At 73.0% G+C, this 15,471-nt stretch carries 13 protein-coding genes; 11 read left to right on the top strand and 2 right to left on the bottom strand.

The features are described from left to right. Positions 1-57 precede the first annotated feature (57 nt). From AB0M46_RS22230 to AB0M46_RS22215, 4 genes are all read left to right on the top strand, one after another. Positions 58-777 (top strand): phosphoribosyltransferase family protein, encoded by a 720-nt coding sequence (locus AB0M46_RS22230; RefSeq protein ID WP_363338784.1) that lies wholly within the window; start codon positions 58-60, stop codon positions 775-777. A gap of 94 nt (positions 778-871) precedes the next feature. Continuing rightward, positions 872-1,648 carry an ATP-binding protein gene (locus AB0M46_RS22225; protein ID WP_363338782.1) on the top strand — a complete coding sequence of 259 codons (777 nt, stop codon included), beginning with the start codon at positions 872-874 and terminating at the stop codon, positions 1,646-1,648. A gap of 108 nt (positions 1,649-1,756) precedes the next feature. After that, a complete protein-coding gene (locus AB0M46_RS22220) occupies positions 1,757-2,899 on the top strand; it encodes a SigB/SigF/SigG family RNA polymerase sigma factor (RefSeq protein ID WP_363338780.1) in 1,143 nt (380 codons plus the stop codon). A 50-nt stretch (positions 2,900-2,949) separates the two neighbouring features. Further along, positions 2,950-3,669 carry a GAF and ANTAR domain-containing protein gene (locus tag AB0M46_RS22215; RefSeq protein ID WP_363338778.1) on the top strand — a complete coding sequence of 240 codons (720 nt, stop codon included), beginning with the start codon at positions 2,950-2,952 and terminating at the stop codon, positions 3,667-3,669. A 69-nt stretch (positions 3,670-3,738) separates the two neighbouring features. Here AB0M46_RS22215 and AB0M46_RS22210 read toward each other — a convergent pair whose 3' ends face one another. Continuing rightward, positions 3,739-5,361 (bottom strand): S8 family serine peptidase, encoded by a 1,623-nt coding sequence (locus tag AB0M46_RS22210; protein WP_363338776.1) that lies wholly within the window; start codon positions 5,359-5,361, stop codon positions 3,739-3,741. 199 nt (positions 5,362-5,560) lie between these two features. Between AB0M46_RS22210 and AB0M46_RS22205 the strand changes: the two genes are divergently transcribed. Beyond that, the gene (locus AB0M46_RS22205) at positions 5,561-6,040 is read left to right on the top strand and encodes a hypothetical protein (protein ID WP_363338774.1); all 480 of its coding nucleotides are present in this window, start codon (positions 5,561-5,563) and stop codon (positions 6,038-6,040) included. A 54-nt stretch (positions 6,041-6,094) separates the two neighbouring features. Here the strand turns inward: AB0M46_RS22205 and AB0M46_RS22200 are convergent, their stop codons facing one another. Then, complete coding sequence (locus AB0M46_RS22200) at positions 6,095-8,314, bottom strand: bifunctional diguanylate cyclase/phosphodiesterase (RefSeq protein ID WP_363338773.1); 2,220 nt, start codon at positions 8,312-8,314, stop codon at positions 6,095-6,097. A 110-nt stretch (positions 8,315-8,424) separates the two neighbouring features. Here AB0M46_RS22200 and AB0M46_RS22195 point away from each other — a divergent pair, with 110 nt between their 5' ends. From AB0M46_RS22195 to AB0M46_RS22170, 6 genes are all read left to right on the top strand, one after another. Beyond that, positions 8,425-9,141: a class E sortase gene (locus tag AB0M46_RS22195; RefSeq protein WP_363338771.1), complete on the top strand. Its 717-nt coding sequence runs from the start codon at positions 8,425-8,427 to the stop codon at positions 9,139-9,141. Positions 9,142-9,318: 177 nt separating this feature from the next. Beyond that, positions 9,319-11,841, top strand: a complete 2,523-nt coding sequence (locus AB0M46_RS22190; RefSeq protein WP_363338769.1) for a chemotaxis protein CheW — start codon at positions 9,319-9,321, stop codon at positions 11,839-11,841. Between the two features lie 3 nt (positions 11,842-11,844). Beyond that, positions 11,845-12,303 carry a chemotaxis protein CheW gene (locus AB0M46_RS22185; RefSeq protein WP_363338767.1) on the top strand — a complete coding sequence of 153 codons (459 nt, stop codon included), beginning with the start codon at positions 11,845-11,847 and terminating at the stop codon, positions 12,301-12,303. Next, positions 12,304-13,845, top strand: a complete 1,542-nt coding sequence (locus AB0M46_RS22180) for a methyl-accepting chemotaxis protein (protein WP_363338765.1) — start codon at positions 12,304-12,306, stop codon at positions 13,843-13,845. Positions 13,846-13,954: 109 nt separating this feature from the next. Then, positions 13,955-14,848, top strand: a complete 894-nt coding sequence (locus tag AB0M46_RS22175) for a hypothetical protein (RefSeq protein ID WP_363338763.1) — start codon at positions 13,955-13,957, stop codon at positions 14,846-14,848. Positions 14,849-14,999: 151 nt separating this feature from the next. Next, a partial coding sequence (locus AB0M46_RS22170) for a response regulator (protein WP_363338761.1) occupies positions 15,000-15,471 on the top strand: 472 nt, incomplete at its 3' end.

Below are 15,471 nucleotides of genomic sequence, written 5' to 3'. Positions count from 1 at the left end.
TGCGGATCGATTTGCGGATCGCGTGCAGCGTGCAGCGCCGGATGGAGGAGTATCGCCATGTGGCCTCCTGAACACGAGCGGTTCGCGGACCGTACGGCCGCGGGGCGCATGCTCGGCACCGCCATCGCGCAACATCTGCAGCAGATCGCGCCCGAGATCACGGCGGCGGGCGGGGCCCAGCGCCGGGAGCCGCTCGTGCTGGGGCTGCCCAAGGGGGGTGTGCCGGTCGGCGTCGCCGTGGCCGAGACCATCGGGGCCGAATTCGACCTGGTCATCTCGCGCAAGATCGGGCTGCCGTGGCAGTCGGACCAGGGGGTCGGCGCGATCGCCGAGAACGGGCCGGCGGTCTTCGACCTGAGCGCGGTCGCCGCCGTCGGACTCACCGTGCACGACCTCTCGCCGGCCGTGCAGCGCGAGCGCGTGGAACTGCGCCGGCGCCAGGAGCGTTACCGCGGCTCCCGGCCCGCCCCGGATGTCGCCGGGCGCGTGGTCGTGGTCGTGGACGACGGGCTCGCCACGGGAGTGACCGCGCGAGCCGCGGCCCGGGCGCTGCAGGCCGGGAAGCCGGCCCACCTGGTCTTCGCCGCGCCGGTGTGCGCTGCGGAGTCGGTCGACCTGCTCGCCGCCGACGTCGACACGGTGATCGACATCCACAGCCCGCGCGAGTTCTTCGCCCTCGGGCTCTACTACAGCGACTTCGCCCCACTGACCGACAATCATGTGCTGCAAATGTGCACGCGGATGTGGGACACGCACAAGGTACCGACCCCGGTGTAACTCTCCGCGACCGCACCTCCCGCGATCCCGGCGCCCGCACAAGGGTCCGGGATTGCGGTGTTTATAACGCCGGGGGTGGGTAGAGCATCACCCCATGAGGGCGGAAGACCTGCGAGCCCGCGTCGAGCGCCGGGGTGACGCCACCGTCGTGCGCCTCGACGGTGTGCTCGACGTGGACAGCTCGCCGTCGCTGCGCTCGGCGGTGCTGGCCTGCCTGGCCGCCGAGCCCTCCATGATCGTTCTGGACGTCGCCGACCTGCGCCACCGCGACGACGTGGCGCTGACCGTGCTCCCGGCGCTCGCCCAGCACGCCGCGGCCTGGCCGGGCAGCGCGATGACCCTCGCCGCCGCGCCTCCGCAGCTCGCCTCGGCGCTGGACCGGATGGCGGTCGCCCGGCTGGTCCCGGTCTTCCCGACCACGGACGCCGCCCTGGCCAGCGCGGGCACGGGACGTACCGCCAGGGCCAAGGACGAACCGGCGGAGCGGATGCGCCTCACGCTGCAGCCGATGCTCGACGCCACCGCCGCGGCCCGGCATCTCGTCGGGCGGGCCTGCTCGCGCTGGGGCGTGCAGCGGGTCCGTGACGTCGCCGAGCTGGTCGTGACCGAGCTGGTCAGCAACGTGCTGCGGCACGCCGGGACGGAGATGGAGGTCGGCGTGGCCCGGGACCGGCGCCTGCTGCACATCTCGGTGCGCGACCACGCCCCCGGCCAGCCCCGCCTCGGCGGCCGGCCCGCCGACGACGAAAAGGACGCCGGCGAATTGCGCGAGGACGGCCGCGGGCTGCTGGTGGTGAGCGCCCTCACCCGGGCGTGGGGGTGTACCCCGGTGCCCGACGGAAAAGTTGTATGGGCGACATTGCGCATTTAAAAAGCTCACCCGCGAACTCATCCTTTCGCTTTGTAATTGCGCGGGAAATGGTGCGTACAGTAATCCGGAAAGCAAATCCGCCTGAGCAGATTAGGGGGAGTCTCCGCCATGGAGACAATGCCTACGGATTCGGTACCTGCACTGGACACCTGGCGGAATGGGGACGACGAGGTCCTTCGACCCTGGGGAATCCTCGACTATTCGGCGAGCGTCGGCCTGCGGGTCGCGTTGTCGCGGCGCCTCGACGCCGGGCAGCTCAAGCTCACCGTGGACCTGTCCCGGCTGCGCCTGCTGGACTGCGCGGCGGCGGACACGCTGTTACGGGCCCAGAACGAGGCCCAGGAGCGGGGCGGGGCTCTGCGCGCGCCCGGCGCGAGCGACCTCGTCCTCGACGTCCTGGAGATCATCGGCGCCGCGAAGCAGCTGCGGGCGTACGACGATCCGCCACCCGGCGCCCCGCCGGTGCGCGAGGAGGCGGCGGAGGACGCCGAGCCGCCGAGCCAGTGGACCACGGTCAACGAGCTGCTGCGCCAGGCGGCCGCGATGGATCGCAGCGACCCGCGCCGGGGCGCCCTGCGTGACCGAGCGGTGGCGCACAGCCTGCCGCTGGCCGACCGGCTGGCCCGCCGGTTCCACGGCATGGGGGAGTCGCCCGCCGACCTGAGCCAGGTGGCCGCGCTCGGCCTGATGAAGGCGATCGAGGGCTTCGACCCGGACTACGGCACCGACTTCGGCGGCTACGCCACGCCGACGATCGTGGGGGAGCTGAAGCGGTACTTCCGCGACAAGGGCTGGGGCGTGCACGTTCCTCGCCGGCTGCAGGAGCTGCGCATCGAGATCAACCGGGTGCGCGACGCGCTCGGCCAGCGGCTCGGTCGCTCGCCCACCCCGAAGGACGTCGCGGAGCACCTCGGCATCGACGAGGAGCAGGTGCTGGAGGCGCTGGTGGCCTCCTCGGCGTACCGCCCGGTGTCGCTCTTCGCCCCCCTCGGCGGCGACGACGACGCCGGCACCCTGGCCGACGTGCTCGGCGACGACGACCGCGACATCGACGGCGTCGAGTTCCGGCAGGCGATCAAGCCGCTGATCGCCCGGCTGCCCGAGCGCGAGCGGCGGATTCTGTCGCTGCGCTTCTACGGCAACCGCACCCAGGCCCAGATCGCTGCCGACCTGGGCATCTCCCAGATGCACGTCTCCCGGCTGCTGAGCCGGACCCTCGACGGGCTGAGGCGGGCGCTCCTGGACGGTTGAGAGTTCGGCTCGACGGGTAGTACGCCCCCGGCCTTGATGAAGGGGGAGCCGTGACAGACCTCCACACCGTGGAGATCGCCGCCGTACTGCGCCAGCTCACCGCCCGGCTCATTGCCAGCGACGACCTCGACGAGGCACTGGAGGATCTCGTCGAGACCGCCGCCGACCTCGTTGACGGCGCATCGTGGTGCGCGGTCACCCTCGTCCGCTCGGGTGGCCCGTCCACCGCGGCGGCGTCCTCGGGCCTGCCGGACTCGCTGCTCGACATGCAGTACGACAGCGGCACCGGCCCCTCGATGGAGGCCATCCGCACACGGGACCTGATCCTCGCCGACGACCTGGCCGCCGAGGACCGCTGGCCGCAGTGGCGCCCGCGCGCGCTGGCCGCCGGCGTGAAGGCGGTCCTCGCCGTGGCGGTGGACATCGACGAGCAGGTGATCGGGGCGCTGACCGTCTACTCGGCCGAGCCCGGCCACTTCACCACCGACGTGGGGCTGGCCGCGATGCTGGTCGCCGAGCACGCGGGCCTGCTGCTCTCGGCCGTCCTGGACCGCGGCCGCCGGGCCGGCGCCCACGCGGAGCTGCGCGAGGCCCTGGTCGACGGCGAGACCGTGAACCGGGCCGTCGGCATCATGATGGTCCAGCGCGCGTGCTCGGCCAACGCGGCGCTGGACGTGTTGCGCAGCACGGCCCAGCGCCTGGATCTGCCATTGACGACGGTCGCTTCGCGGCTGGTGCAGACGGTGGAGCGACGGGCCGGTTCCGGCTGATTTTCCGATATACCGGTGTTCGATATACCGGTCTTCGAGTGGGCGGATATTTCCGTGCGGCCCGCGCGATCAGAGGGTGAGCGTCCAGGAGCCCAGGCGGCCGGCGTTGCCCTTGTACGAGTCGGTCACCCGCAGCTTCCAGGTGCCGTTGCGCAGCCGGTTGGCCAGGTTCACGGTGTACACCGCGTTGAGGTCGGCCGCGTTGTCGCGCTTGTTGGCCGCCTTCAGCCGCTTCACCGCGCCGTTCGGGGCGATCAGCTCGACGGCCAGGTCGCCGCGCTTGGCGTGGGCCACGTGCACCTCGACCTTGGCCGCGGCGGAGGCCTTGCCGGGGCAGGCGGTCACCGTGACGGCGCTCGTGGCCGAGCGGCGGTCCGGGATGGCGACGCCGGTGCCGTTGGTCCTGACGTTGCAGGGGACCGCGGCGGGGGTGGTCGCGGGGATGGTGGCCGGGGTGGTTGCGGCCGGGGCGGTGGTGACGGGGGCCTGCTCCTGCACCGGGGCGGCGGCCGGCGAGACGGCCTGCAGCAGGCGGTTCGGGGAGCCGGAGCCGGCGTTGATGAGGGCGCCGTTGACCGCGGCGCCGACGAGGGCGTCGCGCACCTGGGCCGGGGTCGCCCGGGGGTCGGACGCCAGCTGCAGCGCGGCGGCGCCGGCCACGTGCGGGGTGGCCATCGACGTGCCGCTCATGACCTTGGTCGCGGTGTCGCTGGCGATGCCGGCGCTGAGGATGGCGACGCCCGGGGCGAAGATGTCCAGGCACGGGCCGTAGTTGGAGAACGGGGCGCGCTGGTCGTTGCTGTCCGTGGCGCCGACCGTGATCGCCTCCGCGGTGCGGGCCGGGGAGACGTTGCACGCGTCGACGTTGGAGTTGCCGGCGGCCAGCGCGTAGGTCACGCCCGAGGCGATCGAGTTGCGCACGGCCTGGTCGAGCGAGCCGTCCGCGTCGCCGCCGAGGCTCATGTTGACCACGGCGGGCTTCTGCGCGTTGGCCGTGATCCAGTCGATGCCGGCGATGATCCCGGAGTACGACCCGGAGCCCTCGCAGTTCAGGACGCGCACGCCGACCAGGGAGACGGCCTTGGCCACGCCGTAGGTGACCCCGCCGATGGTGCCGGCGACGTGGGTGCCGTGCCCGTGGCAGTCGCTCGCGTCGGTGTCGTTGTCCACGAAGTCGTACCCCGAGCGGGCCCGTCCGCCGAACTCCGAGTGCGTCGTGCGGATGCCGGTGTCGAGCACGTACGCGGTGACGCCGGCCCCGGTGTTGTTGTACGTGTAGCGGCCGTCCAGCGGCCGGCTCGCCTGGTCGATGCGGTCCAGCCCCCACGGCGCGCCGGCCTCGGTCTCGGCCATCTCGACGGTCTTGTCCTGCTGCACGTAGTCGACGAGCGGGTCGGCGGCCAGGCGGCGCGCGGTCCGCTCGGACAGCTGCGCCGAGAAGCCCTTGAGGGTCTGGCCGAACGAGCGGCGCACCTGCCCGCCGAAGCGCGCGGTCAGCCGGCTGGCGGTGGCGGCGGTCGCGTCGGCGGCGACGGAGTCCTTGAACACGACGATGTACCGGCCGCGGATCGCCCCGGCGTCGTTCGCCCCGAGGATCTCTCCCTCGGGCGCGGCGAGGGCGGGCGTGCCGGCCCCGGCGAGCCCGGCGGTCGCGACGGCCGCGATGAGCGTGGCGCGGAGGGAATGGCGCATCGGTCGGGCTCCTCGGGGTCGGTCGCGCGAGGTCGTTGACCGCTCCAGACTCCGCGGCGCTCGGTGCGCCGCCGGTTCGCCGGCCGTTGCCAGCGGGTTGCTCGCGCGCCGGACCCGTGGTGCCGAGCGTGGCGGCGCCCGCAGCCGCAGGTCCCGCCGCGTTGCGCCCCGGTATCGGACGGCCTGGAAGACTGGGCGCATGGAGGCGTCGCTGGCCGTGTTCGACATCGATGGGGTCGTCGCCGACGTGCGGCACCGGCTCAAGTACCTCGAGCGCCGGCCCAAGGACTGGGGCCGCTTCTTCGCCGCCGCCGACCGCGACCCCGTCCTGCAGGAGGGCGTGCAACTGGCCAAGGAGTACGCGCAGAGCCACGTCCTGGTCTGGCTCACCGGAAGGCCCGAGTACCTGCGCGAGGTCACCGCCGGCTGGCTGCGCGACGCCGGCCTCCCCGCCGAGCTGCTGTTCATGCGCCCGGCCAACGATCGAAGGCCGGCCCGCGACTACAAGGCCCGGCAGCTGGCCCGGCTGGCCGGTGAGTCGCCGATCGAGGTCGTGGTCGACGACGACCCGGCGGTGGTGGAGCGGCTGCGCGGCCTCGGGTACCCGGTGCGCCTCGCCGACTGGGTGCCGCACTCCTCGACCCTGCAGCAGGCCCAGGAGGCCGAGGGCCGAACCTGACCTCAGGCCGCAACGCGGCGGCGTGCCCCGACAGCAGGGCGGCCGGGCCTGGCCTTACGCGGCCACGGTGGCGGCGCGTTCCGACAGCAGGGCGGCCAGGCTCGGGGCCGGCAGCGGGCGGGCGAAGAGGAAGCCCTGGGCCAGGCCGCAGTCCAGCTCGCGCAGCACGCCGGCCTGGCCGGTGGTCTCCACGCCCTCGGCGACCGGCTGGAGGTACATGCTGCGGGCCAGCTCCACCACGGCGCGGAAGAGGGCCTTGTCCTGGCGCTCCTCGATGCGGGAGACGAACGCACGGTCGATCTTCAGCACGTCGAGGGGCAGGGTGCGCAGGTAGGCCAGGGACGAGTAGCCCGTGCCGAAGTCGTCGATGGCGATGCGGATGCCGAACGCGCGCAGGCGGGCCAGGCGGCGGCTCACCTCGGCGGTCTGCTCGATCGAGGCGGTCACCAGGACCGTCTCGGTGATCTCGAGGACCAGGGCGGCCCCCGGCAGGCCGGTGCGCTTGAGCGCGGCCAGGACCTCGTCGGCGAACTGCGGGTTGCGCAGCTGACGGCCCGAGACGTTCACGGTGACCGAGATGCCGTACTCCTCGTGCCAGGCCTTGGCGTCGGTGCAGGCCTGCTCCAGCACCCAGGCACCGAGGTGGCCGATGAGGCCGATCTCCTCGGCGACCGGCACGAAGACGGCCGGCGACACCGAAGTCCCGTCGGGGGCGGTGAAGCGCAGCAGGGCCTCGACGGCGGTGATCCGGTTGGTGTGCACGTCGACGACCGGCTGGTAGTGCATGGCGAAGCCGGTGCCGGCCTCGACCGCGGCGCGCAGCCGGTCGGCCAGCACGGTGTGGGCGACGTGGGCCTCGCGCAGGCCGGGGTGGTAGCGCACGGCCCGGTTGCGCCCGGCCTCCTTGGCGGCGTAGAGCGCGATGTCCGCGCTCTGCAGTGCCTCGCCCGTGCTCGCCGGGGTGCCGGCGTAGACCCCGATGCTGGCGCTGATGCGCTGCTCGCGGCCGGCCACGCGGTACGGCCGCGCCAGCTGCACCACGAGCGCCGCCGAGAGCTCGTCGAGCGCGTCCGGCGGGCAGATGACCGCGAACTCGTCGCCGCCGAGGCGGGCCAGCAGGGACGCCCGGGACGAGCCGGCGGTGCGGCGCAGCCGCTCGCTGGCGGTCAGCAGCAGCTCGTCGCCAGCCGGGTGGCCGAGGGTGTCGTTGACGTCCTTGAAGCCGTCGAGGTCGATGATGAGCAGGCCGACCTCGCCGCCGGCATCGATGTCGTCCTGCAGGCTGCTGCGGAACAGCTCGCGGTTGGCGAGGCCGGTGAGCACGTCGTGCTGGGCGCGGAAGGCGAGCTCCTGCTGCAGCCGCACCCGGTCGCGCAGGGCCCGGCCGAGACGCAGCACCATCGCCACCATGAGGGCGGCGGTGATGATGGTGGGCACGAGCGCGTGCTGCCAGGAGTCCGTGCCCGGGCGCAGGATCAGGTCGACGACGACCACGCAGGGGCCGAGCAGGGCCAGGGCGATGAAGCCGGCGATCGGGGTGCCGCGGTCCTCGCCGATGACCCGGGATCGGTTGGCCACCGTGCCGACCTCCGGGTGCAGCAGCGCGGCGGCGAGCAGGAACGTCCAGGTGAGCCAGCCGGCCGAGGTGGCGAAGCTGCGCACCGCGGAGCCGTGGCCGGCGATCAGGATCGCGTTGTAGCTCACGTCGGTGAGCACCATCGCGGTGGCCGAGCCGACGGTGAGCAGCGCGGCGGTGCCCGGGCCCACGGCGAAGACGACCCGCAACAGCAGCGCGACGAGCAGCATCTGGCAGACCGCGAGGGTGGTGATGCCGATCGTGGTCATGCGGTCCAGGTCGCTGCGGTGCAACAGGGGGTACAGCACCAGGACCCACGTCAGCTGCGCGATCCCCAGCATCACGATGACCGCGTCCATGAGCCGCGTCGAGGTCCACGGGCGCAGCCGCCGGGCGATGAGCCACAGCCCGGCCCCGGTCAACGGGTAGCAGAACATGTAGCCGGACTGGAAGGCCTGCGGTGCGCCGGGCACCAGCGTGGTGACGGCGGTGCTGGCCGCGGAGACGGACACCCCGGCCACCAGCAGCCACCACGCGGCCGCGGGCTCGGGCCGGTGCCGGCGCAGCCCGGCGACCGCCGCGGCGATGCTGACGAGCAGCACCACCAGGTTGGGCAGCCCGTCACCGTCGGGGGAGACCGCGGCGGCGACCGCCGACGCCACCACGGCGCTCACGAGAAACCACAGCCAGATTCGCACACACTCATTCACCGGGACGAGCGGTGCAGGTGGGTTGTGCAAGGGGGTGCAAGCAGGATCAGCCGGCCGAGGCCGCCGCGTGGGTCGGTTGATCCACTTATAGTGTATTCATGGGGAAACGCCAGGACCGGGTGGCCCGGGCGGTTCTGGCCTCGGCGGTACTCCTCCTGCTCACCGGCCTGGCGACGGCCGGGACCGTGGCGTGGACCTGGTGGGGGCGCACGCGCGAGATCAACGCCGCCCAGCAGCGGCTCTCCCGCCAGTGGCCGGCCGGCGTCGCCCAGCCGGCCGCCGCCGTGCCGAGGATGGCCGGCCCGGGCCGCGCCGCCGTGGCCGCACCCGCCCCGGTGACCATGCCCTTCGGCGCGCTCGCCGAGGAGCCGCACTCGGGCCCGGCCGTCCCGCTGGCCCGCCTGCACCTGCCGACGCTCGGCATCGACCTCGTGGTGGTGGACGGCGCCGACGACGCCGCGCTGCGGCTCGGCCCCGGCCACATCCCCGGCACGGCGCCCATCGGCGCGGCCGGCAACACCGGCATCGCCGGCGCCCGCTACCCGGGCGTGTTCTGGGCGCTCAACCGGCTCCGCGTCGGCGACCCGGTGGTCCTGGAGACCGGCGACACCTGGCTCGTGTACCGCGTCGTCGAGGCCCGCGTGGTGCGCCCGGAGGAGGCCGGTGTGCTCGGCCCGCCGCCGCCCGGGTCGAGCCCGCTGCTGACCCTGGTGACCTGCGAGCCGCGGCTGAGCACGGCCCGCCGGCTGATCCGCCAGGCCACGCTCGTGCGGCGCGACCCGCACGCCGGCCCCCGCCCGGCGGAACTGGCCTGACCGCCCGTTTTTCCGCAGGGCAGGGCCGTTTACCCCGCGTAGTGGCGCGGGCACCCAATCGCGACGAATCTTCTTCACCGGCCATCGCGAGTGCCGATTGTCCCAGTGGGTGCGAGCCGCGGGGTTCGTCCCGATGCCTGTCGTGTCCCCGCGCGGGGTCGAAAGGAGCGCCTGGCCGTGAGCGAGTTGGGTGACATTGTCCAGGAGTTTCTCGTGGAGTCCCACGAGAACCTCGACCAGCTGGACCGAGACCTGGTCGCGCTCGAGGCCCAGCCGGGCTCGCGCGAGCTGCTCTCCTCGATCTTCCGGACGATCCACACGATCAAGGGCACCTCGGGCTTCCTCGCGTTCAACCGCCTGGAGCGCGTGACGCACGTCGGCGAGTCGCTGCTGTCCCGGCTGCGCGACGGCGCCCAGGAGATGACCCCGGCGACCACCGACGCCCTGCTGCGCATGGTGGACACGGTCCGCGGCCTGCTCGCCGAGATCGAGGAGAACGGCCAGGAGCTGCCGGGCGACGACTCCGAGGTGGTCGCGGCGGTCAACGCCTGCATCACCGACGGCTCCGGCGCCCCCAAGGCGCCCGCCGTCCTAGCCACGCCGCCCGCCGCCCCGGCCACGCCCGCTGCCCCGATTGCCCCGGTTGTCGCTGCCGCCCCGGCCGCGCCCGCCGCCCCGGCCACGCCGCCCGCCGCGCCTGCCGTCCCCATCGTCGAGGCGGTCGTCGAGCAGCCGCCGCCGGTCGAGGTGATCGTGGTCGAGCCGGTCATCGCCGTCGTGGAGCCTCCCGTGCCGCCGCCGGCCCCCACGCCGGCTCCGGCAGCCACCCCGCCGCCAGCCGCAGACGTGCCGAAGCCCGCCGCCCCGTCGGCCGCGGACGCGCCGAAGTCCGCCGGCCCGCCGCCCCCGGCCGCCAAGCCGCCGGCGCCGTCGGGCGGCCCCGCGCCGGAGGCGGGCGATGACGCCGTGTCCCGTCGCAGCGTGGCCGACCAGTCGATCCGCGTCGACGTCGACCTGCTCGACAAGCTCATGAACCTCGTCGGCGAGCTGGTGCTGACCCGCAACCAGCTGGTCCGGGCGATCGGCGGGGTGGCCGACCCGGCCATGACCCGCACCGGCCAGCGGCTCAACCTCATCACCTCGGAACTGCAGGAATCGGTGATGAAGACCCGCATGCAGGCGATCGACCACCTCTGGTCGAAGCTGCCCCGGGTCGTGCGGGACCTGTCCTCGACCTTCGGCAAGCAGATCAAGCTGGCCCAGGAGGGCAAGGAGACCGAGCTCGACCGCTCGCTGCTGGAGGCGGTCAAGGACCCGCTGACGCACCTCGTGCGCAACGCGGTCGACCACGGCATCGAGACCCCGGAGGACCGCGTCGCCGCCGGTAAGCCGGCCGAGGGCACGCTGACCCTGCGGGCGTACCACGAGGGCGGCCACGTCATCGTCGAGGTGCGCGACGACGGCGCCGGCATCGACCCGGACAAGATCGCCCGGATCGCCGTGGAGAAGGGCCTCGTCTCGCGCGACCAGCTCGCCGCGATGGACCGGCGGGAGATCCTCGCGCTGGTCTTCCGGCCCGGCTTCTCCACCGCCAAGGCGGTCACCAACGTCTCCGGCCGCGGCGTCGGCATGGACGTGGTGAAGACCAACATCGAGCGCATCGGCGGCGCGGTCGACGTCGACTCGGTGGTCGGGCACGGCACGACCTGGCGGCTCACCATCCCGCTGACCCTGGCCATCATCCAGGCCCTCACGATCGAGTGCGGGCGGGAGCGGTACGTCATCCCGCAGGTCGCCGTGCACGAGCTGGTCTACCTGGACGGCCAGTCCGGCCGGGTGGTCGAGCACGCGATGGGCGCCCCGGTGTACCGCCTGCGCGGCAAGCTGCTGCCGCTGGTGTACCTCGACGACACCCTCGGCCTGGCCCGCGACGGCGAGCACGACACCGACGTCTACGTCGCCGTCCTGCAGGCCGAGGGCAAGCGCTTCGGGCTGGTCGTCGACCGGGTGCTCAACACCGAGGAGGTCGTGGTCAAGCCGCTGACCTCGCGGTTCAAGGACATCGGGGTCTACGCCGGGGCCACCCTGCTCGGCGACGGCCGGGTCGCGCTCATCCTCGACGTGGCCTCGCTGGCCCGGCGGGCCCACCTGGCCGCCGGCGGCGAGCGCACCGACGTCGACACCACGGTCCGCCGCGGTGGCGGCAACGCCGACCGGCTGCTCATCGCCGGGGTCGGCGACCGGCGCGTGGCCATCCCGCTGGACATGGTCACCCGGCTCGAGGAGTTCCCGATCGACCGCATCGAGCGCACAGGCAGCCGGGAGGTCGTGCAGTACCGCGACCAGATCCTGCCGGTCCTGCGCCTGTCGCACCTGCTGGGCGCCTATGAGACCGAGCCCGGCTCGACGGTCCCGGTGGTCGTCTACACCGAGAACGGCCGCTCGGTGGCGCTCGCGGTGGAGAAGATCCTCGACATCGTCGAGGAGGGCCTCGACGACTCGCGCCGCGACTTCGGCGACGACGGCCTGCTCGGCTCGGCCGTCATCCAGCAGCGGGTCACCGAGCTGCTGGACGTGCGGCGGGCCATCCTGGCCGCTGACCCGCTGTTCCACACCTCCATGGACCCCTACGAGCAGCACGATCCGTACCACAGCGGATCCGAGGCCGACCTCAACACCTACCAGCCCGCCGGAGCCTGACCCATGGCCAGCCGTCAGTACGCCACCTTCGAGGTCGCCGACCAGTTGTTCGGCCTCGACGTCGCCAAGGTCCAGGAGGTCCTCTCCTTCGACCAGTACACCCCCGTCCCCCTCGCCCCGGAGTCCGTCGGCGGCCTGTTCAACCTGCGCGGTCAGGTGATCGCCGCGGTCGACCTGCGGGTCCAGCTGGGCCTGCCGCCGCGGACCAAGTCCGCCGAGCCGGCCATGAACGTGATCGTCAAGACCGAGGAAGAGTCGGTCTCGCTGCTCGTCGACCGCATCGGCGAGGTCGTGACGCTGCAGGACGACACGTTCGAGCCGCCGCCGGACACGCTGCAGGGCCGGGCCCGCCACCTCATCACCGGCGCCTTCAAGCTCGACGGGCGCCTGCTGCTGGCCCTCGACACGACGAAGGCCGTGAACACCAACCCCCCTGGCTCCAGCAACAACCGCGAGGAATAGATGAGCTGGTTCACCAATCGGTCCGTGCGGGCCAAGGTCCTCGCGGCCATCGCGGTCGGCGGCATCGTCACGATCGTGATCACCTTTGTCGGGCTGAGCGCGCTGAGCAGCGCCAACGACAAGATGCGGCAGTTCACCGCCAAGAACAAGCAGTTCGTGGCCCTGGCCGACATGCGCCAGGGCATCGCCGACATCCTCGGCTCGCTGGACGCGGACCAGCGCAAGGCGGCCGACATCGAGCTCGCCGACGCGATCAGCCGCTACCGCGAGGCCGCCCCGGCCGACCGCGACAACGAGCTCGCCACGATCGAGCAGTCGGTGCAGGGCTACCGCACCGTGCGCGACACCGAGGCGAGCCCCGCCGTCGCCAACGGTGACATCGCCGGGTACGTCCAGATCATGGCGACCAAGGGCCAGCCGCTGCTGACCAAGGCGATCGCGGCGATCAGCCGCATGCAGAGTGCGGACGTCGCCGAGGCCATCGCCTGGCAGACCGGCGCGGAGAGCGACTACAAGAGCAGCCGCATGTGGATGATCACGGCGGCCGTGATCGGGCTGATCGCCGCGTTCGGCATCGGGCTGTGGGTGACCTCGCTCGTGGTCGTGCCGCTGCGCCGGGTCTCCCAGGTGCTCGACGCGGTGGCCAACGGCGACCTGAACATCAAGGTCGAGGTGCGCTCGAGCGACGAGGTCGGCGTGATGGCCGGCGCGCTCAACCGGGCCACCGAGAGCATGCGCGACACCGTGCACACCATGGACTCCACCGCCACCTCGCTGGCCGCCTCGGCCGGCCAGCTGACCGGGATCAGCGCGCAGATCGCCTCCGGCACCGGCGAGGCCAGCGACCAGGCCAACGTGGTCGCGGCCGCGGCCGAGGAGGTCTCGCGCAACGTGCAGACGGTGGCGGCCGGCGCCGACGAGATGGGCCTGTCGATCCGCGAGATCGCGCAGAACGCCAGCGAGGCGGCGAAGGTCGCGTCGCAGGCGGTGATGGCGGCCGAGTCGACCAACCAGGCGGTCAGCCGGCTCGGCGAGTCCTCGACCGAGATCGGCAACGTGGTCAAGGTGATCACCTCGATCGCCGAGCAGACCAACCTGCTGGCCCTCAACGCCACCATCGAGGCGGCCCGGGCCGGCGAGGCGGGCAAGGGCTTCGCGGTCGTGGCCAACGAGGTCAAGGAGCTCGCCCAGGAGACCGCGCGGGCCACCGAAGACATCTCCCGGCGGGTCGAGGCCATCCAGGCCGACACCACCGGCGCGGTGGCCGCGATCGGCGAGATCGGCCAGATCATCTCGCGGATCAACGACTACCAGCTCACCATCGCCTCGGCGGTGGAGGAGCAGACGGCCACCACGAACGAGATGAACCGCAGCGTCAGCGAGGCGGCGACCGGCTCGGCCGAGATCGCCAACAACGTCTCGACGGTGGCCGCGGCGACCCAGAACACGTCACGCAACGTGTCCGAGGCGCAACGCGCGGCCGCCGATCTGTCGCGGATGTCGAGCGAGATGCGCTCGCTGGTGGCCCGGTTCAGGATCTGACGATGCCGGTCGGATGACACCGGGGGTGACGCTGGGCTACTGCCCGGGCGTCGCCCCCGGCCCATTCGGCGGACAGACCGGGGTGCAGGTGCGTTGCAGACTAGTTGCCATGTACAGCCTGGTGAGCGCCCCCGTCCTCGGTTTCGACCTCTCCCGTCTGCAGGGCGGATCGGCCGCGGCCGATGTGCTGCTTCGCAGCCTCACTCTTACGCAGAGTGACCTCCCGGCCATTGCGGACGTCCGGTCCGACGACGACTGGGACCGCGTCGACCTCTGGCGCGACGTGGACGCCGCGGCCCAGGAGCGGCGCGCGTCGGTGGCCGACGCCGGCACGCTGACCGTGATCGAGCGGGCGCCGCTGGGCACCCTCGACGGGCTGCTGCACTGCCTGCGGTACGACGTGCTCGACTGGACCTGGGGCAAGCCCCCGGCGCAGCAGGCGACGATGCCCACCCCGCAGGCCCGCGCCCCGCGCCAGCGGCAGAGCCCGGTGGCCAGCAAGGCGACCGGCGTGCTCTCCGACGCGGCCGCGGCCGCCTACCTGCGCGAGCTGCTCTCCGACGAGTCCCGCCGCCGGCTCAGCGCCCCCTTCATCGCCGCGATGCGCGCCCTGCCCGAGCGCGAGCACGACCTGGGCCCGCAGGCCGAGGACGTGCGGCGCCTGCTGACCCGCGTCGGCGCCCTGTCGCCGGCCGAGAAGCAGCGGCTCAACAAGGTCACCGACAGCGCCCGCCCGGGCCTGACCGACTGGGCCCCGGCCGTGCACTCCGCCTCCTGGGCGGTCTTCCTCTCCGGTCGCGTGCGGGCCGGCGCCGCCGCCCAGCTCCTGCTCGTGCAGGCGCTGGACCGCTCGGGCGTGCCCGTGCCCGACCGGGCCGGCGGGATGTGGAACCTGCTCAGCGGCGCCCTGCAGGCCCTCATGGTGCAGGACCTGCTCGACTCGGCGACCGCCCGCCGCCTGCTCGACCCGTACTTCACCGCGATGGGCCCGCTCGCGGGCTGACGCCGTAGACCACCGCCGCTGTCCGGAATGCTCCGGGCAGCGGCGGTTCTTTTGGGAATTTCCTTATCCACGCCGGTGGCGGCGCCGATTAGCCCGCTGGAACGTACGGGCCTCGCAAGTGCCGTGGCCCCCGGTGCTGGAGGCAACCCGCGTGATCTCGGTTCTGGTCGTGGACGACTCGGTCGTCGTCCGGCGTCTGATCACCGACGCGCTGGGCGACGACCCGGAGATCCGCGTGGTCGGGACCGCCCCCAACGGCAAGGTCGCGCTCACGAAGATCGAACAGCTGCGCCCCGATCTCGTCACCCTCGACATCGAGATGCCGATCATGGACGGGCTGCAGACCATGCGGGCGATCCGCCAGCAGTACGCCCGGCTGCCGGTCATCATGTTCAGCACGCTCACCGCGGCCGGCGCGACGGCCACCCTCGACGCGCTCTCCGCCGGCGCCAGCGACTACGTGACCAAGCCGGCCAACGTCGGCAGCGTGGCGGAGAGCATCCGGTCGGTCCGCGAGCAGATCATCCCGCGCATCCACGCGCTGTGCGGCGGCGCCCGCGCCGGCCGTGGCCTCTCCGGCGGCCTGGCCGCCCCGCCGCGCCCCGGCGCCGTGCCGGCCCGGC

It is taken from the genome of Dactylosporangium sp. NPDC051485 (assembly GCF_040682015.1).
Lineage (GTDB): Bacteria > Actinomycetota > Actinomycetes > Mycobacteriales > Micromonosporaceae > Dactylosporangium.
This window is presented reverse-complemented; position numbering and strand designations above follow the sequence as displayed.

Excerpts from the sequence above, each read along its gene's own strand:
- AB0M46_RS22230 (WP_363338784.1), top strand. The coding sequence starts at position 58 with ATGTGGCCTCCTGAACACGAGCGGTTCGCGGACCGTACGGCCGCGGGG.
- AB0M46_RS22205 (WP_363338774.1), top strand. The coding sequence starts at position 5,561 with ATGGAGGCGTCGCTGGCCGTGTTCGACATCGATGGGGTCGTCGCCGAC.
- AB0M46_RS22185 (WP_363338767.1), top strand. The coding sequence starts at position 11,845 with ATGGCCAGCCGTCAGTACGCCACCTTCGAGGTCGCCGACCAGTTGTTC.
- AB0M46_RS22180 (WP_363338765.1), top strand. The coding sequence starts at position 12,304 with ATGAGCTGGTTCACCAATCGGTCCGTGCGGGCCAAGGTCCTCGCGGCC.
- AB0M46_RS22225 (WP_363338782.1), top strand. The coding sequence starts at position 872 with ATGAGGGCGGAAGACCTGCGAGCCCGCGTCGAGCGCCGGGGTGACGCC.
- AB0M46_RS22175 (WP_363338763.1), top strand. The coding sequence starts at position 13,955 with ATGTACAGCCTGGTGAGCGCCCCCGTCCTCGGTTTCGACCTCTCCCGT.
- AB0M46_RS22210 (WP_363338776.1), bottom strand. The coding sequence starts at position 5,361 with ATGCGCCATTCCCTCCGCGCCACGCTCATCGCGGCCGTCGCGACCGCC.
- AB0M46_RS22220 (WP_363338780.1), top strand. The coding sequence starts at position 1,757 with ATGGAGACAATGCCTACGGATTCGGTACCTGCACTGGACACCTGGCGG.
- AB0M46_RS22195 (WP_363338771.1), top strand. The coding sequence starts at position 8,425 with ATGGGGAAACGCCAGGACCGGGTGGCCCGGGCGGTTCTGGCCTCGGCG.